The following is a 26,856-nucleotide window of genomic DNA, read 5'->3' on the forward strand; positions in this document are numbered from 1 at the left end:
CCCCACCACGCCGAGTGCACGTGGTGGGACGAGTCTCGAACTACGGCCGGCATCTACGACGCACTACACCGGGAGTTTCTCGCGTCCGGTTTCCTTGATGGTCAGCACCGTGAGTACGCCGATCACGCAGACACCCATGACCCAGTAGGCGGGTGACATGGCGTTGCCGGTCGACTCCACCAGTTGAGCGGCGACGTACGGTGCAGTTCCGCCTGCGGCGATGGTCCCGATGTTGAAGCCCAACGACACTCCGGTGTATCGAACCGCCCGCGGAAAAAGCTCGGTGAACAGTGGGAACGCGGGTACCTGCACGACTCCGTTGAGAACCATGTAGACGAAGTACACACAGCCCACCACGATGATCGACGACGTCGCGCCGAGGATCATGAACACCGGCAACGCAATGACGACATACGCAACGTAGCCGCTGAGCAGTACCGGTTTGCGCCCGAATCTGTCGGTGAGCATGCCGCTGAGCGGGAAGGTTGCACAGGCCAACGCAATTGCGATCGCGGATGTCCAGTAGACCGAGTCCTTGGAGAATCCGAGGTCGTTGATCAGGTACACGCTGAAGTACGTCAGACCGATGTAACCGGATCCGTTCATAGCGATCGCAATTCCGACGACACGTAGCACCGACCACGGCTGCTTCTTCACGACATCGCTCAACGGGCTTTTCGCAACCTCGTTCTTCGCCGCCATTTCCTCGAACTCCGGGCTGTCTTCGAGCTTCAGCCGCACTCGCAGACAGACCAGAGCGAGGGGAAGTGCAAGCAGGAACGGAATGCGCCAGCCCCACGACGACATCTGGTCGTCGGTGGTGATGAGGGCGACCACTCCGACCACGGCTGCGGCGACCGCGAATCCGAGGGTGGAACCGATCGGCGTGAACGACCCGAAGAAGCCGCGACGGTTCGGCGGTGCAGACTCTGCGATATAGGTTGCTGCACCGCCGATTTCACCTCCTGCAGAGAATCCTTGGGCGAGTCGGATGACAACGAGCAGAATCGGTGCCAGTACGCCCACACTCGAATGTGTGGGCAGCATTCCCAGGACTCCACACGCGATACCCATACAGACCACTGTCACGACCAGAGCCTGCCGACGGCCCTTTCTGTCGCCGAGGCGGCCGAAGAAGATGCCTCCGAGCGGACGTGCGACGTATGCGACTCCGAATACCGCCAGGGTCGCGAGGATGGACACGCCGGGGCTCGTGGACGGAAAGAACAGTGGCGCAATGACTACGGCGAGAAATCCGTAGACGGCGAAGTCGTAATACTCGATGAGCGTGCCGACGCCACCGGCGAGCGCGGCACGGCGCGCGGTGGTGGTGTCGGCTTTCGGTGCGCTGGTGACCGCAGAAGGCTGGTCGACGTTCGTCATCGCGCTGTTCCCTGTCCTGTGAGTGGTTGCTTGCTTCGGTGTTCGGCCAGAAGTAGTTCGTACGATCCGCCGGCCTCGATGACTGCGACAGTACGAGGGCTGGGCGCACTACCCACCAGGGATCGACCATCGGCGATGGTCAATGCTGCTCGTCGCCAATCGAGTTCGACGGCATCACCGGTGACGACCGCGCCGGAGACTTCCGGAATGGTGATGAGGGGTACTCCGTTGAATGTCTCTCCGCGCCAGAATCCCGGCGAGAACGACTCGGCCACGATGGCCTGGATACCGGCGTTGCGCAGAGCCACCATCGGCGGATAGTGCGGGTGACCGTACCCGAAGTTGCGGCCGCCGACGATGATGTCGCCCGGCCGAACACGATCGACGAAACCCGGATCGTATGCGGTCATGCAGACCGACCTCAGGTGTTCGGGATCGTACGACTTGATATTCGCAACGCCGACAACGAGATCGATGTCGAAGTCGTCGCCGAAGACCCAGGCAACTCGGCCGGAGATGACGTCGGGCGGGGGTGGGTAGGCGCTCACGATCCCACCTGCTGGATCGTGCCGGCCAGCGCGCTGGCGGCGACGGTGTACGGAGAACCCATGTAGATGTTGGCGTCCGAGCTACCCATCCGGCCGGAGATGTTGAGCACGCCGGTGGATATGCAATTCTCGCCCGCCGCCAACGGCTTCTGATAGCCGAAACAGAAGTCGCAGCTCGACACTGCAATGTGCGCACCCGCCGCGCGCAGTACGTCGAGCAGCCCCTCTCGCTCGGCCTGATCGTGCACCTTCTGCGACGTGGGCACGACATTGAGCTCCACACCGGGAGCCACGGTGCGTCCGTCGAGCACGAGTGCCGCGGCCCGCAGATCCTCGATTCGTCCACTGGCACAGGATCCGATGAACGCCTTGGTGATCGGAGTGCCGGCGAGTTCGGCTGCTGTGTGGGTGTTGGCTGCACGCGCCGAGCCGGGCTGCACGACCTGCGGCACGATCTGGGCGAGGTCGATGGTGTGCCGGGCTGCGTAGGTCGCATCGGAGTCAGGGTGGACCGGTGTGAACGACTGTCGCGCAACATCGTTGGCGTAGGCGAGTGAGGTCTCGTCCGGTTCGAATATCGCGGACACGGCTCCGGTGAACATCGCCATGCCGCACAATCCCTGCCGGTGATCGATTTTCATCGACCGGGCACCGGGGCCACCGAATTCCATCACCTGGTGTGCGCACCCGTCGGCCCCGACGAGGTCGATGATGGTGTGCACCAGATCGCGGCTGTCCACCCCCGGCGCGAATTCTCCGTACAGGTCGAACCGCGTCGTCGCTGGAATATCCACGTAGAGTTGGCCAGTCACCCATGCCTCGATCAGATCTCGGCGGATACCCCAGCCCAACGCACCGAACGCCCCGATTCCGCTGATGTGGCCGTCGAAGTGGACGAGGAAGTCACCGGGGATGGCCAAACCGAGTTCGGCGGTGAGTTGGTGCCCGATGCCGCGGCCCTCGTGCAACTCGATTCCGTAGTACTCGCACCACTCTCGGGTGACCTGGTGTACTTCTTGTTCCCGGTCGTTGCGCTTGGTCAACATGTGATCGATGAAGACGACGTACCGAGACGGGTCCTCGAGTGAGGTGATACCGAAGTCGTCGCGCATCTGCCGGAACATCACATCGGTGTACCCGGGAAAGTCGTACGCGATCATCCGAGCCGGTCGTACCGCGTGGTTCTCACCGGCACGCACTGGATCACCGCCACAGGTCCTACCGAGGATCTTCTCGACCATCGTGAACGCGGCCGATGTCATCGGTTCGCCTCTGCAGGAAGGTACTTACGCTGCTGCGCTTCGACTTCGGGAAAACCGATGAGGTCCACGAACTCGTGGTGCTGCAGCGCGTCGGCACTGACGTCGGCGGGAGCTTCGCCTGCGGCCAGGCGACGCAGAGTCTCGCGTGCGGCACCGGTTGCGGCCATCAGCACCTGAGTGGGCAGCAGGGCCAGCCGCACTCCGATCTGTGCCAGAACCTCCGGAGTGAACTCCCGCTCGGTCCAGGTCGACGCGGTGAGCGTGGCCATCAGCGGAACCCCGACCGCTCGGTGACAGTTCTCCCACTGCTCGACGGTCTCGAACGTCTTCGTCACCGGCATGATCATGTCGGCTCCGGCGTCGACGTAGGCCTGTGCGCGCATGATCGCCTCGTCGCCACGTGCGTCGGTGCGTGCGATGAGCAGAACGTCGTCCGGCATGGAATCACGCACCGCCCGAACCTTGCCCGACGCCTCCTCGACGGAGATCAAGTCCACCGGCTCGCCGACGCAGATCGGGCATTTCTTCGGCGACAGCTGGTCCTCCATGAACACACCATGGACACCGGCCTCGGCGAACCGGGTCGCGGTGCGCGCGGCGTTGACGGCGTTTCCGTAGCCCGTGTCGATGTCCGCGACGAGGGGCAGAGACGATGCCTCGCGAATGGTCCGGACGGCCTGCAGGTTCTCGGTCATCGTGTAGAGCTCGGCGTCGGGCAGTCCGAGCGCAGCCGATACGGCGAAGCCGGACGCGCACAGCGCCGAGAAGCCCGCCTGCTCGGCCAGCTTGGCCGTCAACCCGTCCCAGACGCCGGGCGCATACACCAGGCCTTGTTCGGTCAGGCCTCTCAAAGTCATCGTCACGAGCACTCTCCGTTTCGTATTGCGGAACGCCTTCCGAATTTAGAGTGGCTCGGATCACAAGTCAATACCCGTGGATCGATAGCGCATCGCGCGTCGGTTCGTAGGATGGCGACGACGCTCCACCCGACCGGAAGGAACAACTCGTGGCAGTTCCCACCGAGTCCGACGCCCAAGCCGGCCGCGATATCGTCGGTGCCGTCGTGAAGGCATGCGCTCTGCTCGACCATTTCGACACGACGCATCCTGTATGGACGCTGAACGACCTGACGGCGGCGAGTCGAATGAACAAGACGACCGTGCATCGTCTGATGACGACGTTGATCCATGCCGGCTGGGTGGACAGAACGGCGGAGGGTTCGTACCGGATCGCCATGCCGGTGTTCGAGATCGGATCGTCCGCGTTGACACAGCTCGACATCCGCGGTGCCGCCCAGCCGTACCTGTCCGAGATCGCCGAAAAGTTCGGCGACACAGCCTATCTGATGGTTCCCGCTGACGAGGGCGCGGTATGCATCGACCGCCACGAGGGCAGCAATCCCCTTGTGGTAGCGGGTATTTCGATTGGATCCGTTCTTCCGTATCACGCCACGGCCGGTCCGATGGCGATGCTCGCGTTCTCCGCTCGCATTCGCGACCGCTGGCTCGGCGGAGAGCTTGCTGCATACACGAGCCGAACACTGACGTCACCAGACCAGTTGATGGATCATCTCGACCGGATCCGAACGCAGGGATACGCGCTGAGCAACTCCGACTACCTGGCCGGCGTCGCGGCGGTGGGCGCACCGATTCTCGGACGCGACGGGGTGGTCGTCGCGTCGATCAGCGTCGGTGGCCGCGTGGAGACATTCGAGGGCGACGCCTTGACGGACAAGGTGGAGACGATTCTCGCGGCGGCGCGCAGCCTTTCACGTGTCGCAGAGGCTCTACCTGCATCGAGTCAGTAGCTACACGAGTATTCGCTCCTCTAACTTCGATCCTAGAGAGACGAATACTCAGCTACCGACGCGCTCGATGAGTTTCATGGCATCGAAGGGTGCGTAGCCCTTGATGTCGTTGTCGAAGTACACGAAGACGTCCCGGCCCGCCGACGTCCACTCGGAGATCTTGGTTGCCCATCGATCGAGAGCGTCGTCGGTGTAGCCGCTGGCGTACAACTCTTCGTCTCCGTGCAGTCGCGCGTACATGAAATCCGCTGTGGGGGTGTCGATATACGGGTACTTTCCGGCGGTGTCGGCAACCACGATCGCAATATCGTTCTTGCGCAACAGTTCCACTGCCTCGTCGGAGGCGAAGCTTGCATGCCTGGCTTCGATACAGTGCCGCAGTGGCCGAGACGACGCAGCCGGCAACAGCACTCGATCCTCGGCCAGTTTGTCGTCCCGCGACTCCGCCAAAGTCACTGCAGCAGACACAGTTCTGGGCAACAGGGCGCAGAAGTCCGTCATCTTCTGCGCGTCGAACTCGAGATTGGGTGGGAGCTGCCACAAGAATGGCCCCAGCTTGTCACCGAGGGTGAGGACCCCGGTGGCGAAGAAGTTCGCCAATGCCGACTCGACGCCGACGAGCCGCTTGATGTGCGTGACGTACCGCCCACCCTTGATGGAGAACACGAAGTCGTCGGGAGTTTCGTCGTGCCACTTGGTGAAGCTCGACGGCTTTTGCATCGCGTAGAACGTGCCGTTGATCTCGATCGACGTCAGGTGCTCGGACGCGTACCCGAGTTCCTTGCGATGCGCGAGACCGCTCGGGTAGAAATCCCCTCGCCACGGCGCGTACGTCCAGCCGGAGATACCGATCAGAACCCGAGGGCGATGCTGCGCGGACATGAGCCGACTGTAGCCGGGCAGCCCAGCGGTTTCCGCGGCTCTGGCGCTGGTATCGGTAACCTCGATGGTATGAAGCGCCCATCGGCATTCGGCTCCCTGGCGCTGACCTGTGCGCTGCTTGCCCTCACCGGTGCCGATGCGGCTGCCGAGCGCCGCGACCAGCCGACGCCTCGCCAGGCGGCTGCGGTACCGGGGATCGGTTTGACGACGGTGCCCGCGGCGATCACCACGTCCATGGTCGCGGGTGTCGCAGACGCGCCGAATCCGCCGACTCACGAGGTCGGTGTCGAGTCGTCGACGACGGAGATGCGTACCTCGGGGTGGGACGAATACCCCTACCTCCGCTACACCGCTACGTTCGCGCCCGGTACGGACACGGCGACACTGACATGGTCGGGCAGATCGGTGAACACGAACGATCTGGCGTTGCATGTGTGGAACGAGTCGGGCAACACGTGGGGTCCGGCCATTGCGACGGCCGACCCGGTTGCGCCCGGCGGTTCGGTGGAATTGGGTGCCGAGATCTCCACCGAGAGAGGCACTGTCGAAGTACTGGTCATCGACAGTCCCCGAGCGGATCGTTCGTTCGCCGAGACCAACGCGCGCCCCGACAGCAGCTTCGCCGATCCGAGCACGTACGATTTCGCGCTTCAGCACATCACCGACACGCAGTACATAGCCCGCGACGATCCCGGTGTGTATTCGGAGATGACGCAGTGGACCGCCGACAACGCCGACGAGCTGAAGATCGACTACAGCATGCACACCGGCGACCTGATTCAGAGCTGGATCAGCCCGGGGCGTCCGGATACTCAGGCGCGCAAGGAGTTCGAGGCCGCCAGCGAATCGATGCAGATCCTCGAGGATGCCGGCATCGCCCACGGGGTTCTGCCCGGTAACCACGACAACATCTGGAACGTTGCGGGCAAATTGGTCCCGGGGGAGCACGAGAAGAACCACGCGCTCTACAACGAGTACTTCGGCCCTCAGCGTTATCGGGATCAACCCTATTGGGGCGGTTCGTTCACCGACGAGGACAATTCGGCGCACTACGACCTGGTCGATATTGCCGGAGCAAAGTTCTTGATGCTGTACATCGGCTACAACCCGCCGGAAAAGGTCATGCAGTGGGCCGAGGGAGTTCTCGACGAGAACCCCGACCGCAATGTCGTCATCGGCACGCACTACTACCTCGACGAACTCGGCGAGAAGAAACTGATGGGGTTCGGCGACATCGGGTCGAGCTCCGGCCAACAGATCTGGAATCGACTGGTCGTTCCACACGAGACCGTCTTCCTCGTCCTGTCCGGGCACGTCGACGGCCAGGTCGCGGTCGTCGACGAGCACGTGGGAGAGACCGACCGCACCGTCGTGCAACTGCTGGCCGACTACCAGTACTTCGAGGTCGACGGCGAACGCAGTACCGGCTTCCAACGTCTGCTCCAGTTCGACATCGACGGCGGCTCGATGGCCGTCACCACCCATTCGCCGTCACTCGACGCGTTCGACGTCGAGAGCTACGACATCAAGAATCGATACGGCCCCGAGGACGGCGAATTCGTCACCGACTTCACGTTGCGCGCCGACGTTCCCCGAGCGGTGATCGCAGACTGACTGGCACGGCGCTCGGCATCGGACCATAATCGATTTTCATGCAGTCGGGTGGGCGAGCGTGGGTACTGACGCTGGTCGCCGCCGGTGTCTGGTTCCTCGCCACGCCGCTGAGTCCCGGAGTACTGAGTCCCGGAATGCTGAGTCCCGGGATTGTCGGCACCGACGTCCAGCTGCAGGCCCCCGCGGTCACGTCCGTCCCCGTCGTCGAGCCGCCACCGCTCACTCTCGAGGACCTCTCGGCGCGAGTGAACCCCACCGTCGTCACGATCTCCGCCACCGCCGGCTACTCTGGCGTCGCAGGTACCGGCTTCGTCGTCGCCCCGGACGGCCTGGTGCTCACCAACTTCCACGTCGTCGAAAACGCGACCGAGATCAGCGCGGTGCACATGGGCAACGGACTGATCTACGACGCCACCGTGCTCGGTTACGACAAATCTCGTGATCTGGCGGTCATGCAGTTGATTTCCGCGGCCGACCTGCCGGTGGTCGAGTTCGCTCCGGACTCACCTCCCGAGGTGGGGGATGCGGTCACTGCCGTCGGGAATGCTGCCGGCGCAGGTGTTCTGGTGCCTGCGCCGGGTGCGGTGACGGCTCTGGATCAGCAGGTGCGTACCCGTAGTTCGGTGGACGGTTCGCGGAACACTCTGGATCGGATGATTCGAGTCGATGCCGATGTGCGAGCGGGTGATTCGGGTGGCCCACTGTTCGATGCCTGGGGTCGCGTGGTGGGCGTCAATACAGCGGGGCTGTCGGACGAGGCGCGCACCGGCTCCGAGAGCAGGCCTCCGCAGGCCCCCGAGGCGTATGCGGTTCCGATCACGGAGGCTGCTGCCGTGCTCGATCAGGTCGTCGCGGGGCAGTCCGGCGGGACGGTTCATGTGGGCCGGACCCCGTACTTCGGGGTGTCGGTGCGAGATGTGTCCGTGTTCGACAACAAGCCGGCGATGGGTGCCGAGGTGGTGACGGTGGCTACCGATTCTCCGGCCTCGGCAATCGGACTGTCCGGCGACGATGTGATCGTCGCCTTCGACGGTGCCGATGTCGGTTCGTCGTCGGATCTGGCCCAGGCACTCATCGGACGACACCCCGGTGATGTCGCCGTCGTCGAGTGGGTCGATCCTCAGGGCGTACGACGTTCCGCAACAGCAGCTTTGGCCGAAGGAACCCCGACTGCCTGAGCGGTCGAGTTCAGTCCTGCAGCACCGACAACACGTTGCCCGCCGGATCGGTGAACCAGGCGATGAGCGGTCCGCCGTGCCGGAAGATTCCTTTCTCGTCGGTCCCCATATCCGGATACTGTTGGAAAACCACCCCTTTGGCCATCAATGCATCGACTGCGGCCTCGATGTCGGCCACCGGGAAGTTGAGGATGGTGTACTGCGCCGGCACGTGACCGGGACGGGGATAGATCAGTACCGCCGCAGCTCCCAGGTGAAGTTCGAGCATCCCCATCTCGTTCTCGGTCACCTCGAGACCGAGGGTGTCCGCGTAGAACGTGCGGGCTGCAGGCAGGTCGTCGACGGCAAATCCGGAGAACGGTGCTCGGGCCAGATCGATGGTGGTCATGGACGAATTATCGCGCTCTCCCACGTGCCGTGGGCCGATATCCGAGTAGCGTGGCTCCCGTGACTATTCGCCTCGGTTACCAGATGCCCAACTTCAGCTACGACGGTTCGGTCGCGGAACTCTTTCCCCAGGTCATCGCGCAGGCGCGCGAGGCCGAAGCGGCCGGGTTCGACACTGCATTCGTGATGGATCACTTCTACCAACTCCCCGGAATCGGGAAGCCCGACGAGCCGATGCTCGAGGCCTACTCCGCCCTGTCGGCGCTCGCGACGGCCACCGACACCATCCAGCTCTCCGCCTTGGTCACCGGCAACACGTATCGCAACCCGGCGATCCTGGCCAAGACCGTCACCACCCTCGACGTCGTCAGCGGCGGCCGGGCCATTCTCGGTATCGGTGCCGGCTGGTACGAACTCGAGCACCAGAGCTTCGGACTGGAATTCGGTACGTTCACCGACCGCTTCGAGCGCCTCGACGAGGCCCTGCAGATCATCGAACCCATGCTGCGCGGCCGGCGTCCCACGTTCGACGGCCTGTGGTACCAGGTCGAGAACGCCATGAACGAGCCCCGCATCCGAGATGACCTGCCGATCATGCTCGGCGGTGGCGGCGAGAAGAAGACCTTCGGCCTGGCCGCACAGTTCGCCGATCACCTCAACATCATCTGCGACGCAAACGAACTGCCCCGCAAGATGGCGGCCGTTCAGGCTCGTTGCGAGGAAGTCGACCGCGATCCGAAGGATCTCGAGACGAGCTTCCTCGCCTTCGTCATCATCGACGAGGACGGCGACAAGGCCAAGGAGTTGCAGCGGGAGTTCGTGCTGAAGCAGGGCCTCGATCTGACGAATCTCTCCGAGGAGGACGCAGCGAAGGCCACCGATCGCCACTTCTGCGGAACCCCCGACGACGTCGCCGAGCAGGTGCAGAAGCGCGTCCTCGATCAGGGCATCGACGGCGTCATCATCAACCTGATCACCAACGGACATCAGCCCGGTGCCGTCGAATTGGCGGGCAAGGCTCTGAAGCCGCTCGTCTAGATTTTTCTCCAGCAGTAGCCGCGGGGGCGCGAGCGGTGGCATAGTTCCCCCGTGGCTCAGCTGAGGATGAACGGGCACCGTGTTTTGGTCGCAGACCTGACCGGTGACTCTCTGCGCGCGATGTCGGGTTCGATGGTTGCTTACGAAGGCGATGTCGCCTTCAAGAGCGCAGGCATGGGCGGCGGCGGCGGTTTCCGCGCCGCGCTCAAACAAAAGGTGACCGGCGAGTCGTTGTCGCTGATGGACGTGTCCGGCAAAGGCACCGTGTACTTCGCGGTCGACGCCCAGGACATCACTCTCGTCGAGGTGCAAGGCGACAACCTGCACGTCGAATCGTCTCAATTACTTGCTCTCACAGGTCAATTGAAGACGGACGTGAAGTTCTCCGGCCTTCGTGGTGCGACGTCGGGGCAGGGACTGTTCACCACAGTCGTGAACGGCTCGGGGACGGTGGCATTGCTGTCGAAGGGTGGGCCGATCATCGCGCTCGCCGTCGATCCGCAGTATCCGCTCGTCGTCGACCCCGATGCCTTCGTCGCCCATCGCGGACAGCTCAACCAGAGTTTCGTCACCGACGTCACGTGGCGCTCCGCCATCGGCGGCGGCAGTGGCGAGGCGTTCTCCCTCCGCTTCGACGGCCAGGGTGTCGTCTACATCCAACCCGAGGAGCGCTGACGTGCCGCTCGAACTCGTCAACAGCAAAGTCGTCAAATCCGTTCTGGCACCGAATCAGAGCGTGCTCGCTCGACGCGGATCGATGCTCTACTACACCGGCGACGTCCGGTTCGTCCCGCATTCCATGGGCGGCGGCGCGGGTGCCATGCCCGGCATGAGCGGCGTCGCGGGGATGGCCGGCCGCATGATGGCAGGCGAGCACGTGGCGATGATGGCCGCCGAGGGTCAGGGCGAGGTCTTCTACGGCCACGCCGGGCTGTACGTCGAAGTGATCCATCTCGACGGCTCGTCCATGCTCACCGTGGAGGCCGACCGGCTCCTGGTGCACGACGGCTACCTGCAGAGTTCCATCGTTGCGCTCACCTCCCAGGGCGGCGTTCGCGGAGCAGTGCGCGGTGCCATGACCGGGCAGGGTCTGTTCACGACGCAACTCACCGGCCAGGGCAGCGTCGCGGTCCTCTCGCACGGCGGCGCGACTCCGCTGCAGGTCGGGCCCAACAACCCCATGGTCGTGGTCGATCCGCAGGCGTACGTCTGCCATATCGGCAACATCAACGTCGACATCTCCGCCAACGTCGGTTGGCGTGACGCCGTCGGCAAGGGCAGCGGCGAGGCGATTCAGTTGAAGATGACCGGCATGGGCACCGTGTGGGTGCAGGCGTCCGAGCAGAAGTTCTAGGGAGCGGCAATGAGTTTGGAGATTCACACCCCGTACACCCTGCCGGTCAACGACAACGTCCCCGGCAACGATTACGCGTTCTGCGTCGAACTCGCAGGCCAGCCGTGGTTCACGTCGAAGGGCGCGATGATCGCGTACTACGGCAATGTTCGCTTCGAACCGCTCGGGCAGACGTCCATGCCCGCCATCGTGGCGGCGCGGTTCTCGTCGCCGCTGTACTCGAACGACTGGGTGCTGGCGCAGGGGCAGGGCAAGCTGATCCTCGGCGATCGCGGGTTCAACATCAACAGCTACGACCTCGACGACGGCAACCTGACGATCCGAGCCGCGAATCTGCTGGCTTTCGAGCCGACTCTGGACCTCAAGCAGTCCATCGTGCCCGGCTTCCTGACCCTGCTCGGTACCGGCAAGTTCTTGGCCTCGTCCAACGGCACGGTCATGTTCGCCGAGCCGCCACTACGCATCGACCCGGAAGCTCTTGTCGGTTGGGCGGATTGCCCGTCGCCGTCGCATCACTTCGATGCCGCCTGGATGCAGAACTTCCTCGGCGCCGCGCGCGGATTCCTCGGGGCTAACAGTGGCGAAGAGCGTCAGTTCGATTTTACCGGCGCCGGCACCGTGCTGATCCAGTCGAGCGAGAAGGTTTTGAACGACACCCACCTGTTGCGACACATCGAATCTCAGACGGTCTCGCTCGGCCAGAACTCACTGCGGGCTCTGCACAACACCATCGGGGCCCGACTGCAGCAGTAGCTTCTCGCCCATTCGGAGAAAACGCGCATACTGGAGTTTCACTCAGGAGGTAGCGCCATGGCCAACCAGGGACCCTTCGGATTCGGATCCGACGACTTCGACAAGTTCGCGCGTGAAGCAACCGAGGGCCTGCGCGAGGTCGTCGGTTCGCTGTTCGCCAACACGGGAGCACCCAAAGCCCCGCCGGAGCCGGAAACCACAGGCCAGAAGGGTGATGGCGTCTGGGCGATCTACAGCGTCGACGATGCCGGCTCGGCGCAGATCGATCAGCTCTACGCCACCGAACTCGATGCGTTGCGGGCACACAAGGACAACACCGACCCGCGTCGACGGGTTCGTTTCCTGCCCTACGGCGTGAGCGTCAGCGTTCTCGAGGACTGAATCGGTACCTTTGATTCTCGTGACTACACAGCAGGATGCAATCTCGATTCCGTTGGGCCGGCCCGTGTTCGTTCAGGCGCTGAGGTACACCGCACTGTTCGATCAGAAGCCGTTCGCCGAGGCGTTGTTGATCTACACCGACAACGGCGCGTACAAGATCATGTCTCCGGGAGAAGACCATTACGGCAGCTACGTCTCGTACACCGACCCCGCCGAGAGTCCTCGGCACGTGATCTTCCTGTCGTGGCCGTCGGAGGATTGGGGACGCAACGTCGCCTCGCACACTCTGACGTTCAACCCCGATTCTGCGGCATTCACGCAGGTACTCGTTCTGCCCGGTAGCCCGGTGCCGCGCTCGCAGTACGGCTATGCGCTGCCGATCGCCGGTCCGGAGAGTGTGGACATGACGGCTTCCTGGGATCAGGTCCGCGACACGTACGCCGAGACGTTCGAGGAATTGGCGACGCTGGCTACGTAGCCGCTCCGCCGGCATCGACGCCGAATGCTTCGATCGCATTCGCGGCCTGGTCGACGCCGCCGTGCGCACGTACCTCGGCGCTGATCTCGCGTGCGCGCGGCGCGAGTCCCCGGGCTTGTTCGACGGCGTGGCGCAGTCCTGTCGCCGTCACCCCGTCGAAGTCGACGTGCACTCCCACCCCGAGTTCGGTGAGCATCGCCGCGTTGCCGAATTGGTCGACCGCCTGCGGTAGGGCAACTGTCGGTACGCCGAACCACAGGGCTTCGGTGCACCCACCCATTCCGGCGTGGGTGACGAACACGGTGGCGGCGTCGAGCACCGCGAGCTGCGGAACATGTTCGTGGACCTCGACATTCGCGGATAGATCCCCAAGTACGGCGGGGTCGACGCGACGGCCGATGGAGATCACCACGTGCCAGTCCGTGTTCGCGAACGTCTCGATGCACAGCCGGTAGAAGTCGGGGCGTTCGTTGTACCCGGTGCCGAACGATACGTAGAGAACGGGCCCCTCGGACGCGGACCACGATCGGTCGTGCAGTCGCACCGGATCGAGACATGGGCCGACGAACTGCACCGAGCTGGGGACTCGATCGGCGTTCGGCTGCATCACTTTCGGGATCAACGACAGGCAGTGTTCCGGGTACGTGATCCAATCCCACGGGTCTGCGTCGATGTCGTTCTCTCGCAACCAGGTCGCATAGGTATCGCAATACGCAACGCCGGTTGTCGACTCGCGGATTGAGGTCATCCCGTCACCGAGATCCTCGACGTAGCCGTCCCAGGCGACGTACGTGGGGGAGAGCTGCACGGCCGTCACGCCGTACCGGACGCCGAGAATCGGGGCGGTCAGGCCGCCGATGTCGTAGAGGATCACATCCGGCTGATCGTCGTCGTAGAACGCGGTGAGCACGGGAAAGGACGCGATCGCTTCGTCGAGGAACACCTGCATCGCCGACGCCGGGTCGTCCGGCCAGGAGCCCTCCCCGTCGGGAAGTATCGAGGGGAACGCCACCACCTCCACTCCAGCGGGTTCGACCAGGTGCCGCAACGACTCGCCGACGGCATAGGTGACGCGATGCCCGCGTCGGACCAATTCGGCGACGACGGCGAGCGAGGGGTAGATGTGACTCGGTGCCGTCGTGCCGATCATCGCGAAGTGCATGCCGCTCACCGTAGGACGCGAAGTGGGCGCGGGGCTACCGGTTTTCGTTGGCGATCAGATCGAGCAGACCGGGGAATCGCTCTTCGAGCTCGTGGCGACGCAGCGTCACTTTGCGACTGTTTCCGCGATCGACCTGAAACACCAGGCCTGCCTCGCGTAGCACTCGAAAATGGTGCGTCAAAGTCGATTTGGTGACACCGAGCTCGAACGACATACACGTCCGCTCGGCCCCGTCGTCGTCGCCGACGAGTTCGGTGACCACCTGGCGACGCAACGGATCGGCCAACGCGGACATCACCGCACCCAGTTGCATTTCCTCGGGCTCGGGATGCCCGTCCTTGTCTGCCATGCGCTCCTCCTACAAGGTACGACTTGCGCCGTACCTTGAAACCTGGTCTAGTACGAGAACCATCGTACCTAAGGTTCAGGGGGACACATGAAGGCAGTGCTACCGGTCGTACTCGCGGCTCAATTCGTCGTACCGATGTCCATCTCGGGTACTGCACTCGCCCTTCCGGTTATCGCCGGCGACCTCGGCACCGATCCGACGCCTCTGCAGTGGGTCGTCAACGGCTTCAACATCGCGTTCGCGCTGTTCACCGTCGTCTGGGGCGCAGTGTCGGACCGAATCGGTCACCGCACGTCGTTCCGCATCGGGGTCGTGCTGACGGCCGTCGCGAGTGCGGTCAGCGCCGTCGCGCCGTCGTTGTACCTACTCGATGTCGCGCGGGTGTTCGCGGGCATCGGAGCCGCAGCAGTTCTGGTGGGCTCCACTTCCATTCTTTCGCTTCACTTCCACGGCACGGCCAGAGCAACCGCGTTCGCACTGTTCGGCACCGTGAACGGTCTCGGTCTGGCACTCGGGCCCACCATCTCCGGGCTGCTCGTCGCGGCGTTCGAGTGGCGGGGCGTGTTCGCCGCCCAGGCGGTCGTCCTGGCTGCGGCGGCCATCGGAACTGTCGCTCTGCCGACTCTGCGAACCGAATCGACGGCGCACCGCCTGCTCGATTTCTCGCTACTGCGCAACCGGAGATTCCTGGCCCTGTGCCTCGTTCCGGTGGCCGGGGCCATCGGATTCGTCACGCTGCTCACGTATCTGCCCGCTGCGCTGAGCGCTGTCGCGTCGCTGACGCCGGGGCTTGCCGGAGTGTTCATGCTGGCCATGACCGTCCCCGTTCTGCTCGCTCCGCTGACCGTTGCCCGCCTGAGCCGCATGTTCGACGCCGTCACCCCCACTCGCGTCGTGCTGGTCAGCCTCGGCTGCCTCGTCCTCGGCAATCTGGGCATGTTGGCGCTGCAACCAGGTGTCCCGCTCGGTGCCGTCGTGGTCCCGATGATCGCATTGGGGCTCGGATTCGGACTCCCGATCGGCTTGGTGGACGGCGAGGCACTGGCTGCGGTGCCGCCGCACAGCAGCGGTACCGCGGCAGGCGTGCTGAACCTGTTTCGCATCGGCAGCGAGGCCCTGATGGTGGCCGGATATGCCTGGTTGTTGACCGTCCTGGTCCGCGGCGAGCTACCCGACCGAGCCGACGCCGACGCCGCGGCAGCCGGACGCCCCGGATTTGCCGACGCCTACGCGCACGCCTACACCGAGGTCGTGTCGATCGTCGTCGTAGCTCTCGTCGTGACCGCGGCGGTGATCTTCTCACTGTTGCGAACACCACGCCGGGACGTATCGTCGGCCAATGTCCTTTCTGCAACCGGTGACCCTCACTGACGACCTCGTGACACTCGAGCCGCTGAGCCGCGATCACCTCGAGGGGCTGCGCGATGCCGCCCGCGACGGCGAGCTCTGGAACCTCTGGTACACGAGCGTTCCGAAACCGGAAGACATGGCCGCAGAGATCGATCGCCGGCTGGGACTGCTCGACGCGGGAACCATGCTTCCATTCACTTTGCGGCGCAACGATACCGGCCAGATTCTCGGCGCGACGACCTTCTGCAACGTCGATGCGAACAACCGTCGCGTCGAGATCGGGTACACCTGGAATGCGCGCTCCGCCCACGGAACCGGTACCAACGCGTCGAGCAAACTGCTGTTGCTGACGCACGCTTTCGAGGAACTCGGTTGTATCGCGGTGGAATTCCGCACCCACTGGATGAACCTCCAATCGCGGACGGCCATCGCGAAACTCGGAGCCAAGCAGGACGGCATTCTGCGCAATCACCAACGCATGGCCGACGGTTCACTGCGCGACACCGTCGTGTTCTCGATCATCGAATCCGAATGGCCCGCCGTGCGCAACGAACTCCGTCGACGTACCGCACGGTAAGTTGAGCCCATGCGCGTGGATGGGCGGGACGTTCCCGTAGCGGGAAACCTGCTGCAGCCGCTGGTGAGAAGAACCAGTGACATCATTCGGGTCGTTGCCGCCTCGGTGTTCTTGAGCTTGGTCATCGCCGGCTCGCTCATCACTCGAAATCAGTGGGACGCACTCGAACAATCGGTGTCCAACATCGTCGGCGTGCTCAGCCCCGATCAGTCCAACGCCGTCTACATCGTCTACGGCGTCGCGATCCTCGCCCTCCCGTTCGGAGTGTTGATCGGGCTGATCGCCGGACGCAAATGGAAACTGTTGGCCGGGTATGCGGCAGCAGCTCTGATCGCCGCGCTGGCTCTGTCCATCACCGGTACCGGAATCTCGACTCCGACGTGGGACCTGGACGTGCCCGAGCGACTCGACACGTTCCTGTCGCAATTCCTCGACGATTCGCGCTGGATCGCCATGCTCGCCGCGGCGCTCACGGTGTCGGGCCCGGGCCTGCCCGCGCGGTGGCGTCGAGCATGGTGGGCACTGTTGCTCGCCTTCGTACCGATACACCTGGTCGTGTCCACGGTGGTCCCGGCCCGTTCGCTGCTCGGGCTGGCCGTCGGTTGGCTCGTCGGTGCGATCATCGTGCTGCTGGTCGGCACCCCGGCACTGGAGGTTCCACTCGACGCGGCCGTGCGCCTGTTCCGCAGCCGGGGCGTCGACGTCCGCAGCTTCACCGTCGTGCGCCCCGCAGGCCCGGGCCCGTTGGTGCTGAACGCACACACCCCGGACGCCGATGTGGTGGTCGAACTCTACGGACAGAACCAACGCAGTGGCGGTGCGCTGCGCCAGTTCTGGCGATGGATCACCCGCCGCGGCAGCGAGACAGCGCCGTTGCACGCGTCCATGCGCCGCGCCGTCGAGCATCGCGCGTTGATGGGCCTGGCCATCAAGAGTATGAATGCCGCAGGCAGCCACCCGTTGGCGGTAGCAGCACTCGACCGCGGCTGGACGTTGTACGCGCACAGCCAGCCCATCGGCGACCCCATCGAGGCCGAGCTCGACGATGCCGCGCTCAGAGCTCTCTGGTCGGCTCTGAACACGTTGCACGAGAATCAGATCTCGCACGGTGACCTGCATCGGGGTGAACTGCGGCTCCACGACGGCGCGGCACTGTTCTGCGGGTTCGGGCACGCAGAACTCGGCGCGTCGGACGCCCAGATGCAATCCGACGTCGCACAGCTGTTACTCACCACCGCAGACCTTTTCGGCTCCCATCGCGCCGTGGCCAGGGCCGTCGAGGTACTGGGAATCGACGTCGTGATCGCGGCGTCCGGTCGATTGACCAAGTCCGCCATCCCCCTTCGGGTGCGCCAGTCGGTCGCCGATGCAGGAAAGACGATGAAGTCCGTCCGGCTCGAAGTCCTCGATCAGACCGGTGCCGCGAGGATCGAGGCCGAGCAGGTGACTCGATTCAGCCGCAACCAGATCATCTCGCTCGTGTTGCTGATCGGATTGGTCTACGTCGCATACCCGTTCATCAGTGCAGTTCCCGCGTTCGTCGTCGAATTGGGCTCGGTCGACTGGTGGTGGGCACTGCTCGGTCTGGCCGTTTCCGCACTGACCTACATCGGTGCGGGTGCCGCATTGTGGGCCTGCGCATTCGGCAAGGTCAGCTTCAGGAATCTGACGATCATGCAGGTAGCGAATACTTTTGCCGCGACCACGACACCTGCGGGCGTCGGTGGCCTGGCCCTGAGCGTTCGCTTTCTGCAGAAGGGTGGATTGGGTACCGTCCGCGCGACGGCCGCTGTGGCACTGCAACAGTCGGTTCAGGTGATCACCCATGTCAGCCTGTTGATCTTCTTCAGCGTCGTCGCCGGAACGTCGTCGGGGCTGTCCAACATGGTGCCGGGCAACACCGTGCTGTACCTCATCGCCGGCGTCGCATTCGGAGTCGTCGGGACCTTCATGTTCGTGCCCAAGCTGCGACTGTGGCTGAAAGTGGCCGTCCGGCCCCAGGTTGCCGAAGTGCTCACCGAGCTCGGCGAACTCGCCCGCGACCCGAAACGGTTCTCGATCATCATCTTGGGTTGCGCCGCAACCACTTTGGGTGCTGCGCTCGCCCTGTGGGCGAGTGTCGAGGCGTTCGGCGGCGGAACGACGTTCGTGACGGTGACAGTGGTGACGATGATCGGTGGAACATTGGCCTCGGCCGCCCCGACGCCGGGCGGTGTGGGGGCCGTGGAAGCAGCCCTCATCGGCGGGCTTGCCGCGTTCGGCCTCCCCGCCTCCATCGCAGTCCCGTCCGTGCTGCTCTATCGCGTACTGACCTGCTGGTTACCGGTGTTTCTCGGCTGGCCGACGTTGCGCTGGCTCACCAAGCACGACATGGTCTGAACGGCTGTATCCCCACTACGGGACCAGGTGTGGGTGCTAGCGTTCACGCAGGTTAGTGGCTGGTTCTACGGAGGGCGTCACCATTTCCGAACCGGGAGACTTCGCACCCACCGCGGAGGAACGCTGGGTGCGGCTGTTCATCAGCGGAATGACGCTCACATTCGGCCTCGCCGGGGCCCTGATGGTCCCCGCCGGTCAGTTCTCCAACCCCATGTCGATCGCCGTGCTCCTGGCGTCCGTCACCACGGTGCCGGTGGCGATTGCCTGGTACCTCCGGCCGTGGGCATCCCCGAGAATGGCGATCGTCTACATCCTCTACGCCGACGTCGGCATCGTGACCGTTCTGTTCGCCTTCCAAACCCACTTCGACGCGATGCCGGGCTGTGCGATGTTCTCGATCGTCGCAGCGTTCATCGTCGTCGCGAGCTCGCACCGTGTCATGTTGATTCACTTGGCAATCGGCGCACTCACCCTTGCGGGCCTCGCCGCTCTGGCTGTCTCGGAGGGCGCCGATCCATGGTCCACCACTTCTCGAATGGTCACCATCGGATCCCTCTACGCCGCACCCTTCATGATCAAGTCGTACATCGGTCAGCTGCGAACGAGCGCGGCGAGAGCATTACGAGATCCGTTGACCGGCCTGTGGAACCGACGTGGGCTGCTCGATACCGTCGACTCGTTGCGCCTGTCCCCAGCCGAAGACCGCGCACAGCAGGCGGTCGGAGTGACCGTCCTCGACATCGATCGGTTCAAGCACATCAACGACAAGTTCGGCCATCCCTCCGGTGACGCAGTGCTCGTCGAGGTCGCCCGTCGCCTGTCCTGTGCGGTGGGGGACAAGTCCGCGGTCGCACGACTCGGCGGCGACGAGTTCGTGGTCGTCAGCGTTGGAACCAGAGAGTCGATCGCCGAATCGGACAACAGGATTCGCGCATCGCTGGAGGAATCGTTCGACGGCCCGCCGTTCACCACCAGTGTGGGCTCGGCCGTGGAGACGCCACCCGCCGACACCGGCCTACATGTCCTGGTCCGACGGTTGATCGCTCTCGCCGACATCGAGATGTATCGCTTCAAAGCACGGACCTCGGGAAAGTTTCCGGAGACGGGACTGTCCGCAGCGGATGCTCGCGAACAGGCCAGCCAAAGAATCGACGCGCTCATCGAATCCGGCGGTCCCGACATCTTTTTTCAGCCCATCTGCGACACGGTCACCGGTTCGACCGTCGGCTACGAGGCACTGTCGCGATTCCCGTTCGGCCACGGATCGCCCCTGTCGTGGTACCGCGACGCAGCCGAGGCCGGCGTCGGTCCACGGCTCGAACGCGCAGCGCTGGAACAGGCATTGGCGGATGTTCACCTGCTGCCACCGGGGCCGTTCGTGTCGCTCAATGCGTCGGCCGACACCATCCGCACGACCGACCTACTCGACCGGTTGCGTCCGCATCTGGCAACCCGAACCTTCCACCTCGAGATCACCGAGCACGAACGCGTCGACGACTACCGTGCGGTGACCCGCGCCATCGAGAGCCTGCGCGACGCGGGGGTCCAAATCTCCATCGACGACGTCGGAGCCGGATTCGCCGGTATGCGCCACATCGTCGAGCTCAGGCCCGACACCCTCAAGATCGACTACGCACTCGTGCACGGAATCGACCGGGACTCGTTCCGTCGCGCCGCGGCCACGGCGATCATCGACTTCGCCCGACAGATCGGTGCCGGCGTGATCATGGAGGGTGTCGAGACCGACGCGGAATTGCGGGTAGCGGCCGATCTCGGTGCCGACATGGTGCAGGGGTTCCTCACCGGTCGACCACAACCGGCCACCGTGGCCGGTGGCCGGATCGACGAATCCGCTACACCGAAGAATCGACGGTGAATTTCGTCAACGACGGTGCTGCGGCGAGCAGCGGCGGCAATTCGACGATCTTGCCCGGTCCGGCGCGGAACTCGCGGTACTTCGCGTCGGCCTCCGCCGATTCCCACGTCTCGTGCGCGACAACGTGCGCTTCGTTCTCTTCGTCGACCCACACCTCGACGCCGAGGCACCCCTCGAACGCGCGGGTGTCCGCGAGAACGGTCCGCAGCAGCGCCCGTGCTTCGGCAAGGGATTCGGGCTTGAACGTCAGATCCAACAGTGCAATGAGAGCCATACCGTCACCCTAGACCCGCTCCGCTGCGCCGACGCTCCGGCGGGCTTACGATGTCGCAGCAACTCGAAAGGCCGACGACACATGACCACCGCGATCTCCAATGCGTATATCGCCCCCATTGTCGGCGACGAGATTCCCTCCGGCTATCTCGTGATCGAAGGAACGAAGATCACCGCCGTGGGATCCGGCTCGGCACCGGTCCTCGCCGGGGCAGAGAACATCGACGCGTCCGGCTGCCTCGTCACGCCTGGACTGGTGAATACCCATCACCACCTCTATCAGTGGGCCTCTCAAGGTCTCGCCAAGGACAACACGCTCTTCGAATGGCTTGTGGCGCTGTACAAGCCATGGTCGAAGATGGATGCCGAGGTCGTCGGTGGCGCAGCTGCTGCCGGCCTCGGCTGGCTGGCGAAATCGGGATGCACGACGAGCACCGATCATCACTACATCTTCCCCAAGGGCCGGGGCGACCTGTTCGCCGCCGAGATCGACGCGGCTCAGCGCATCGGCGTCCGATTTCAGCCGTGCCGCGGCTCGATGGACCGGGGTGTCTCCGACGGCGGTCTGCCGCCCGACGAGGTGGTCGAAACGCTCGACGACATCCTCACCGCTACCGCCGAGGCCATCGACACATATCACGACGCCGCCTTCGGCTCTATGCTCCGCATCGCCGTCGCGCCGTGCTCCCCGTTCTCGATCAGCAAGCAACTGCTCGTCGAGTCCGTACAACTCGCCCGCGCAAAAGGTGTTCGGCTGCACACCCATCTGGCCGAGACTCTGGACGAGGAGGAGCATTGCCTCGCTCAGATGAACTGCACCCCGGTCGAATACATGGAGCAGGTCGGCTGGCTCGGCGACGACGTGTGGTTCGCCCATGCGGTACACCTGCACGACTCCGACATCGCGAAGATGGCGGCCACCGGCACCGGCATTGCGCACTGCCCGAGTTCCAATGCACGTCTGGGCGCAGGCATCGCGCGAATCTCGGACCTGCTCGCGGCCGGCGCACCCGTCGGCCTCGGTGTGGACGGTTCCGCTTCGGCCGAGATGGTGCCGCTTGCCGGCGAGGTCCGCCAGGCGATGTACATGCAGCGAGCCAAGTACGGTCCGACAGCACTGACCGCGCGTCAGGCACTCGAGATCGGAACCCTGGGCGGTGCAAAGGTACTGGGACGGCAGAGCGAGATCGGTTCGCTCGAGGTCGGCAAGCTGGCCGACATCGCCATCTGGCGCACCGATGGTTTCTACTCGGCCGTGGACGACCCTGTGGTCGCGTTCGCCTACGGGCAGACGCCACCGCTTGCTCGCTTGATGGTGGGCGGTCGAACGATCGTCGAGAACGACGTCCTGATCAGCGCACCGCAGGACGAAATAGGCCGCGCCGGAGCCGATGCGCACCGTCGCCTGATGACACTCGCGCAGGACGTGCTGTGAGCGGGTCTTGGAACCCAGTGCTTCAATCCCGCAACACCTTTGCATCACGCGCGAAAGACCGCACCTGCTCGGTCAACCACACATGCGCCGGGACTGCTCCGCCGAGAAGCTCCCGCGCCAGAGCCGGGGAGTCCCCGATCGGGACGTCACTGCCGGCAATGATGATGTTGCCGTAGCGCCTGCCCTTGAGCATCGCCGGATCGGCGACGATCGCCGTGTGCGGAAATATACTTCCGATGGTCGACGCCTCCTGCTTCGCGAGCGACAGATCGCGTCGATCACCGCAGTTGACGACATACATGCCGCCGGGCGAGAGAACGCGTCGAACATGCTCGGTGAACTCGGCGGTGAGCAGCGGGGTCGGAGTTGTGGCTCCGGAGAACACATCTCGCACGATCAGATCTCGACTGTTCTCGCTCAGCGTCTCGGTGACGGCCCGTGCCTCGCCGACGCGGATGCGGAGCAGCGGTGCCCGAGGCAGGTCGAACCACTCGCGGACCAATTCCGAGAGCTTGCCGTCGAGCTCCACGACCACCTGACGCGCACCGGGAAATTCGGCGGTGAAGGAGCGGGCCAGCGTGCAGGCTCCACCCCCGAGATGCAGCGCCCGCAGCGCGAAGCTCGAATCCCACTGTGCACGTACCAGTCCCGAAATCCACCGCATGTACTCGAATTCGAGCACGGTGGGGTCGTTCATGTCGATGTGCGAACTGGGAACATCGTTGACGTTGACGACCCACCCGTCGTCCGAGAAGGTGTCGCGGACCAGTTCGCAGGTGCCCGAGTCGATTTCGAACAGGCCGGGCTTCAGCCCTCCAGCGGACTCACGCTTCCTACCCATGGGAGTCCTCGAGCCGGAAGTCCTCGAAATCGAATCCCGGGGTGACGGTGCAGCTGACCAAGCTCGGCTCGTCGCCCATCGGACGCGCCCGCTGCCACACCGACGGTGGCACGATCTGCTGCGGAGATTCGGGTGCAACCAGCAGCGAGGTCACCTCACCCGGCTGGGTTCCATCACTGCCCAGGTCGAGTTGCACCGGACTGCCCCGGTGATAGAGCCACATCTCGGTGCCGCGGACGGTGTGCCAGGCCGACTGCTGACCGGGCATGAGTAGGAACAGAATTGCCGTCCCTGCCGCGCGGGGACCGGGATAACCGTCGGGCAGAGCTGCCTGTGGAATCGTGACCTCGCTGCGCCAGGTCTCCTTGAACCATCCACCCTCCGGGTGGGGTGCAAGGTCCAGGCTCTGAGCCCAGTCGGGCAACAATGTCATGCCGGCAAGCCTAGTCAGTCCGTGGCGACCTGAACCCGGAACCTGTCGCGCTCGGTGTGCAGGCTCCACAGCTGCTCGGCGAGAGCCTCGGGGCTCTTCTTCGGATCCTTGCCGTCGATGGCACCGCCGATGATCAACTGCGACACCTGAATTCCTTCGTCGGCCAACTCCTCGTTGAGCAGCTGCGCGTACGCGGCCTGGCCGGCGAACGCGATGGACGTGCCGGTGACCGTACGACCGGGCTTGACTGCGGAACCGCCGTTGACGAACAGGATGGTGCCTTTGTTCTCGCCGAGGAAGCGCATTCCCGGCAGCACCTGATGAACGGCGGCGATGGGTCCGTAGATGGAGAACTCGACCGGACCGACCATGTCGGCCGGGGTGGTCTCGAGCACGGGCCGCATGAAGTCCTTCTGCGGAAGCGGGCTGTACTGCAGCACCTCGATGGGGCCGAGGGTTTCTGTGACCTGCTCGAGCGCTGCGGCGATGGAGGCCGGATCGCGCACATCGGCGACGAATCCCTTGGCGGATACACCGTCGGCAGCGAGCTGATCAGCGAGTGCGTCGACACGGGACCGGTTGCGGGATATCAGGCCGACCGAGAAGCCCTCCGCGCCGAACTTACGCGCCACTGCTGCTCCGAGACCTGCACCTGCTCCGACTATTGCTATCGATGTCATGTCGAATGCAAGGAGCGAGAATCCTCGACTATTCCGACGACCGCCTCGAGCAGGGCTTCCGCACTCTCGTGCAACGCGCTGACATCCGCGGTCCAGCCGAGCACCCGCAGGGCGGCCTCGGCAATCCCCGCCGCATCCACCGTCGGGTCGCGCCGTCCGTTCTCGCGGTCAGCACGCGCGTTCACCACGGTCTCCACCAGGCGAAACGGCAGGTCCTCGGTGCCCGGCCGACGCTCGGAACCAAGTTCAACCAGCGTGTCCGACGCGATGGCCGCATACAGGCTCATCAGTGTGTAGCGGTGATCGCGAAAGGCCTCGAAACGCTCACTGCGCAACTCGGGCAGCAGATAGAGCGCACCCAGATTCCAGGTGGACGCGGCCAGCTGCCCGGCGTCGAAGTAGGCGAGGGCGTACATCTGGGTCGGGGCCTCGGCTCCGGAATCGCGGATTCGCTGCGCAACGGCCAACGGCGCGTCGACGGTGCCGCTGAGAAGTGCGTCGAGGATGTCGTCCTTGGTGGCGAAGTGGTGATAGAGCGAGGCCTGACGCAGTCCGACAGCGTCGGCGATGACGCGGGTCGAGGTGTTGGTGAATCCGCGAGTGGTGAACAGCTCAGCCGAAGCGTCGAGTATTTCCTCGCGAGCGGTGTCCCCTGCCCGCTTCTTTGTGCTCAGCCGTGGTCTGCCTGCGCCGGTCATGACTGCATCTTGTCAGGTCCACGTGACGGTGAGATTTCTGTCATCTGATCGAAATAGACGAAACGAGCTTGTTTCACGACGGACACCGCCCGGGAACGGCGGTGCCGAAAACTATCAACTGACAGAAACCCGCCTCGGCGATGCAGCGGGCGGTCACTCACCACCCACCTCGCCCGTAGGAGTGAACATGAGCTCGACAACATTGCCGGCCCCCGGCGCGGGATCGGAACCGGTTCGTACGACGGACCATTCGGATCTTGCTGCCCTCGGGTACGACCAGCAGCTGCACCGTAGCCTCGGCAAGTACGCGTCGTTCGCCGCCGGCTTCTCGTTCGTCTCGATCCTGACCACCATCTTCCAGCTCTTCGGCCTCGGCTTCAGCTTCGGCGGCCCGGCCTTCTTCCTCACCTGGCCGCTGGTGTTCCTCGGCCAGTTCATGGTCGCCTTGAACTTCGCCGAACTCGCCGCGCGCTATCCCATCTCGGGGGCCATCTACCACTGGTCCCGGCGCATGGGCGGTGAACTGGTCGGCTGGTTCGCCGGGTGGTTCATGATCATCGCGCAGATCGTCACCGCCTCCGCCGCCGCAATCGCGTTGCAGGTGGTGCTGCCCAGCATCTGGGGCGGGTTCCAACTGATCGGCGAGGACACGGCACTCACCTCGCCGAGCGGTGCCGCCAATGCCGTTGTGCTGGGCTCGATTCTGCTGGTACTCACCACCACCATCAACTGCATCGGCGTGAACTGGATGTCGCGCATCAACAGCATCGGAGTCACCTGCGAGATCGTCGGTGTCATCGCCCTCGTGCTGGTCTTCTTCACTCACGCCGAGCGCGGCCCGCAGGTGGTCTTCGACACCGGCAGTGCCGGAGCAGATCCCGGCTACATCGGGGCATGGATCGTCTCGGGTCTGATGGCCGCCTACGTCATGGTCGGCTTCGGCTCGGCGGGCGAGCTCGCCGAGGAAACCCGCAATCCCCGACGCGTCGCACCGCGCACCATTCGCCTCGCGCTCTCGGCATCGGCACTCGGCGGTGGCCTGATGATCGTCGGCGCACTCATGGCCGCACCCAGTCTCACCGACGGTGAGCTTGCGACGCAGGGACTTCCGTACGTCATCGATTCGATTCTCACCTCGCCGTGGGGCAAGGTCCTGCTCGTCGACGTCGCCATCGCCGTGTTCATCTGCACTCTCGCCATCCAGACCGCAGCCTCCCGGTTGATGTTCTCCATGGCCCGTGACGGACGACTGCCCGCCTCGGCTGCACTGGCCAAGGTCAACTCGCGCACCGGAACTCCCATCGCACCCTCGGTGCTGATCGGCCTGGCCTGCGTAGCCATCCTCGCCGTGAACGTCGGCAACTCCGCGATCTTCACGACCCTGTCGAGCGTCTGCATCGTGCTCATCTACCTCGCCTACATGATGGTGACCGTCCCGCTGCTGATCCAGCGACTCAAGGGCTGGCCGCACGGCGGCGTGCAGAAGGACAGCGACGGCGAGAAGCTCTTCACCCTCGGCCGCCTCGGCCTGCCGGTCAACATCGCCGCAGTTCTCTACGGCGGGCTCATGGTGGTCAACCTCTCGTGGCCACGAGCCGAAATCTTCGACCCCATCGGCGAATTCCCACTGCTGCGCTGGGCCGCACCCCTGACCGTCCTCGCAGTGATCGTCGTGGGCATCGCCTGCCTGCCCCGCGGCAAAGCCCACCCGAAGCCCGTCACGATCGGAGCCTGAACC

28 protein-coding genes are annotated in these 26,856 nt (G+C 64.3%); 15 read left to right on the forward strand and 13 right to left on the reverse strand.

The features are described 5' to 3' along the window. Positions 1–63: 63 nt before the first annotated feature. From J1M81_RS00335 to J1M81_RS00350, 4 genes are read right to left on the reverse strand one after another with little or no spacing between them, the layout of a single operon-like run. Positions 64–1,383, reverse strand: coding sequence for an MFS transporter (locus J1M81_RS00335; RefSeq protein WP_032389364.1), 1,320 nt, complete (start codon positions 1,381–1,383; stop codon positions 64–66). Continuing rightward, positions 1,380–1,931 carry a 3-isopropylmalate dehydratase gene (locus J1M81_RS00340; RefSeq protein WP_206497439.1) on the reverse strand — a complete coding sequence of 184 codons (552 nt, stop codon included), beginning with the start codon at positions 1,929–1,931 and terminating at the stop codon, positions 1,380–1,382. The genes J1M81_RS00335 and J1M81_RS00340 overlap by 4 nt, the downstream gene beginning before the upstream one ends. Beyond that, positions 1,928–3,193, reverse strand: coding sequence for an aconitase family protein (locus tag J1M81_RS00345; protein WP_371828224.1), 1,266 nt, complete (start codon positions 3,191–3,193; stop codon positions 1,928–1,930). The genes J1M81_RS00340 and J1M81_RS00345 overlap by 4 nt, the downstream gene beginning before the upstream one ends. After that, a complete protein-coding gene (locus tag J1M81_RS00350; protein WP_032373624.1) occupies positions 3,190–4,050 on the reverse strand; it encodes an oxaloacetate decarboxylase in 861 nt (286 codons plus the stop codon). The genes J1M81_RS00345 and J1M81_RS00350 overlap by 4 nt, the downstream gene beginning before the upstream one ends. 149 nt (positions 4,051–4,199) lie before the next feature. On the opposite strand from J1M81_RS00350, the gene J1M81_RS26760 reads away from it, so the two are divergent. Continuing rightward, positions 4,200–5,000, forward strand: coding sequence for an IclR family transcriptional regulator (locus J1M81_RS26760; protein WP_032373494.1), 801 nt, complete (start codon positions 4,200–4,202; stop codon positions 4,998–5,000). Between the two features lie 48 nt (positions 5,001–5,048). On the opposite strand, the gene J1M81_RS00360 is transcribed toward J1M81_RS26760, so the two are convergent. After that, positions 5,049–5,882 carry a DUF72 domain-containing protein gene (locus J1M81_RS00360; RefSeq protein WP_032373493.1) on the reverse strand — a complete coding sequence of 278 codons (834 nt, stop codon included), beginning with the start codon at positions 5,880–5,882 and terminating at the stop codon, positions 5,049–5,051. A gap of 69 nt (positions 5,883–5,951) precedes the next feature. Between J1M81_RS00360 and J1M81_RS00365 the strand changes: the two genes are divergently transcribed. Both J1M81_RS00365 and J1M81_RS00370 read left to right on the forward strand, forming a co-directional pair. Further along, a complete protein-coding gene (locus J1M81_RS00365) occupies positions 5,952–7,496 on the forward strand; it encodes a metallophosphoesterase (RefSeq protein ID WP_206497440.1) in 1,545 nt (514 codons plus the stop codon). Between the two features lie 38 nt (positions 7,497–7,534). Then, positions 7,535–8,674, forward strand: a complete 1,140-nt coding sequence (locus J1M81_RS00370; protein ID WP_206497441.1) for a S1C family serine protease — start codon at positions 7,535–7,537, stop codon at positions 8,672–8,674. Between the two features lie 10 nt (positions 8,675–8,684). Here the strand turns inward: J1M81_RS00370 and J1M81_RS00375 are convergent, their stop codons facing one another. Beyond that, on the reverse strand, positions 8,685–9,062 hold the full coding sequence (locus J1M81_RS00375; RefSeq protein WP_206497442.1) for a VOC family protein: 378 nt from the start codon (positions 9,060–9,062) through the stop codon (positions 8,685–8,687). A 59-nt stretch (positions 9,063–9,121) separates the two neighbouring features. On the opposite strand from J1M81_RS00375, the gene J1M81_RS00380 reads away from it, so the two are divergent. The 6 genes from J1M81_RS00380 (at position 9,122) to J1M81_RS00405 (ending at position 13,065) form a co-directional block, all read left to right on the forward strand. After that, on the forward strand, positions 9,122–10,099 hold the full coding sequence (locus J1M81_RS00380; protein WP_032370057.1) for an LLM class F420-dependent oxidoreductase: 978 nt from the start codon (positions 9,122–9,124) through the stop codon (positions 10,097–10,099). A gap of 66 nt (positions 10,100–10,165) precedes the next feature. Then, positions 10,166–10,774 carry an AIM24 family protein gene (locus J1M81_RS00385; protein ID WP_206497456.1) on the forward strand — a complete coding sequence of 203 codons (609 nt, stop codon included), beginning with the start codon at positions 10,166–10,168 and terminating at the stop codon, positions 10,772–10,774. Between the two features lies 1 nt (position 10,775). Next, the gene (locus J1M81_RS00390) at positions 10,776–11,453 is read left to right on the forward strand and encodes an AIM24 family protein (protein ID WP_027495162.1); all 678 of its coding nucleotides are present in this window, start codon (positions 10,776–10,778) and stop codon (positions 11,451–11,453) included. 9 nt (positions 11,454–11,462) lie between these two features. Further along, positions 11,463–12,206, forward strand: a complete 744-nt coding sequence (locus tag J1M81_RS00395; protein ID WP_032367735.1) for an AIM24 family protein — start codon at positions 11,463–11,465, stop codon at positions 12,204–12,206. Positions 12,207–12,263: 57 nt separating this feature from the next. Further along, complete coding sequence (locus tag J1M81_RS00400; RefSeq protein WP_032369979.1) at positions 12,264–12,587, forward strand: hypothetical protein; 324 nt, start codon at positions 12,264–12,266, stop codon at positions 12,585–12,587. 19 nt (positions 12,588–12,606) lie between these two features. Further along, complete coding sequence (locus tag J1M81_RS00405) at positions 12,607–13,065, forward strand: hypothetical protein (protein WP_032373489.1); 459 nt, start codon at positions 12,607–12,609, stop codon at positions 13,063–13,065. Here J1M81_RS00405 and J1M81_RS00410 read toward each other — a convergent pair. Continuing rightward, positions 13,058–14,227, reverse strand: a complete 1,170-nt coding sequence (locus tag J1M81_RS00410; protein ID WP_206497457.1) for a macrolide family glycosyltransferase — start codon at positions 14,225–14,227, stop codon at positions 13,058–13,060. The genes J1M81_RS00405 and J1M81_RS00410 overlap by 8 nt on opposite strands. Before the next feature lie 34 nt (positions 14,228–14,261). Next, positions 14,262–14,576, reverse strand: coding sequence for a helix-turn-helix transcriptional regulator (locus J1M81_RS00415; RefSeq protein ID WP_027495157.1), 315 nt, complete (start codon positions 14,574–14,576; stop codon positions 14,262–14,264). 87 nt (positions 14,577–14,663) lie between these two features. On the opposite strand from J1M81_RS00415, the gene J1M81_RS00420 reads away from it, so the two are divergent. The 4 genes from J1M81_RS00420 to J1M81_RS00435 are packed head-to-tail and all read left to right on the forward strand — an operon-like array spanning position 14,664 to position 20,758. Further along, positions 14,664–15,947, forward strand: a complete 1,284-nt coding sequence (locus J1M81_RS00420) for an MFS transporter (protein WP_032367734.1) — start codon at positions 14,664–14,666, stop codon at positions 15,945–15,947. Next, complete coding sequence (locus tag J1M81_RS00425; protein WP_206497443.1) at positions 15,916–16,503, forward strand: GNAT family N-acetyltransferase; 588 nt, start codon at positions 15,916–15,918, stop codon at positions 16,501–16,503. The genes J1M81_RS00420 and J1M81_RS00425 overlap by 32 nt, the downstream gene beginning before the upstream one ends. Positions 16,504–16,512: 9 nt before the next feature. Next, on the forward strand, positions 16,513–18,882 hold the full coding sequence (locus J1M81_RS00430; RefSeq protein WP_201010259.1) for a lysylphosphatidylglycerol synthase transmembrane domain-containing protein: 2,370 nt from the start codon (positions 16,513–16,515) through the stop codon (positions 18,880–18,882). A gap of 55 nt (positions 18,883–18,937) precedes the next feature. Next, positions 18,938–20,758: a bifunctional diguanylate cyclase/phosphodiesterase gene (locus J1M81_RS00435; protein ID WP_283348127.1), complete on the forward strand. Its 1,821-nt coding sequence runs from the start codon at positions 18,938–18,940 to the stop codon at positions 20,756–20,758. On the opposite strand, the gene J1M81_RS00440 is transcribed toward J1M81_RS00435, so the two are convergent. Next, positions 20,736–21,032, reverse strand: coding sequence for a putative quinol monooxygenase (locus J1M81_RS00440; RefSeq protein WP_032367731.1), 297 nt, complete (start codon positions 21,030–21,032; stop codon positions 20,736–20,738). The genes J1M81_RS00435 and J1M81_RS00440 overlap by 23 nt on opposite strands. A gap of 81 nt (positions 21,033–21,113) precedes the next feature. Here J1M81_RS00440 and J1M81_RS00445 point away from each other — a divergent pair, with 81 nt between their 5' ends. After that, positions 21,114–22,466, forward strand: coding sequence for an 8-oxoguanine deaminase (locus J1M81_RS00445; RefSeq protein ID WP_206497444.1), 1,353 nt, complete (start codon positions 21,114–21,116; stop codon positions 22,464–22,466). Positions 22,467–22,488: 22 nt separating this feature from the next. On the opposite strand, the gene J1M81_RS00450 is transcribed toward J1M81_RS00445, so the two are convergent. The 4 genes from J1M81_RS00450 to J1M81_RS00465 are packed head-to-tail and all read right to left on the reverse strand — an operon-like array spanning position 22,489 to position 25,118. Continuing rightward, on the reverse strand, positions 22,489–23,307 hold the full coding sequence (locus tag J1M81_RS00450) for a spermidine synthase (RefSeq protein WP_032369981.1): 819 nt from the start codon (positions 23,305–23,307) through the stop codon (positions 22,489–22,491). Further along, positions 23,300–23,740 (reverse strand): cupin domain-containing protein, encoded by a 441-nt coding sequence (locus tag J1M81_RS00455; RefSeq protein ID WP_032369982.1) that lies wholly within the window; start codon positions 23,738–23,740, stop codon positions 23,300–23,302. The genes J1M81_RS00450 and J1M81_RS00455 overlap by 8 nt, the downstream gene beginning before the upstream one ends. Before the next feature lie 14 nt (positions 23,741–23,754). Then, the gene (locus J1M81_RS00460; protein WP_032369983.1) at positions 23,755–24,420 is read right to left on the reverse strand and encodes an SDR family NAD(P)-dependent oxidoreductase; all 666 of its coding nucleotides are present in this window, start codon (positions 24,418–24,420) and stop codon (positions 23,755–23,757) included. After that, positions 24,417–25,118, reverse strand: a complete 702-nt coding sequence (locus tag J1M81_RS00465) for a TetR/AcrR family transcriptional regulator (protein ID WP_032369984.1) — start codon at positions 25,116–25,118, stop codon at positions 24,417–24,419. Before J1M81_RS00465 ends, J1M81_RS00460 begins: the two co-directional genes overlap by 4 nt. A gap of 187 nt (positions 25,119–25,305) precedes the next feature. Here J1M81_RS00465 and J1M81_RS00470 point away from each other — a divergent pair, with 187 nt between their 5' ends. Beyond that, on the forward strand, positions 25,306–26,853 hold the full coding sequence (locus J1M81_RS00470) for an amino acid permease (RefSeq protein WP_206497445.1): 1,548 nt from the start codon (positions 25,306–25,308) through the stop codon (positions 26,851–26,853). Positions 26,854–26,856: the final 3 nt, after the last annotated feature.

The organism is Rhodococcus sp. KRD175, assembly GCF_017168275.1.
In the GTDB taxonomy this organism is placed as follows: Bacteria; Actinomycetota; Actinomycetes; order Mycobacteriales; family Mycobacteriaceae; genus Rhodococcoides; species Rhodococcoides fascians.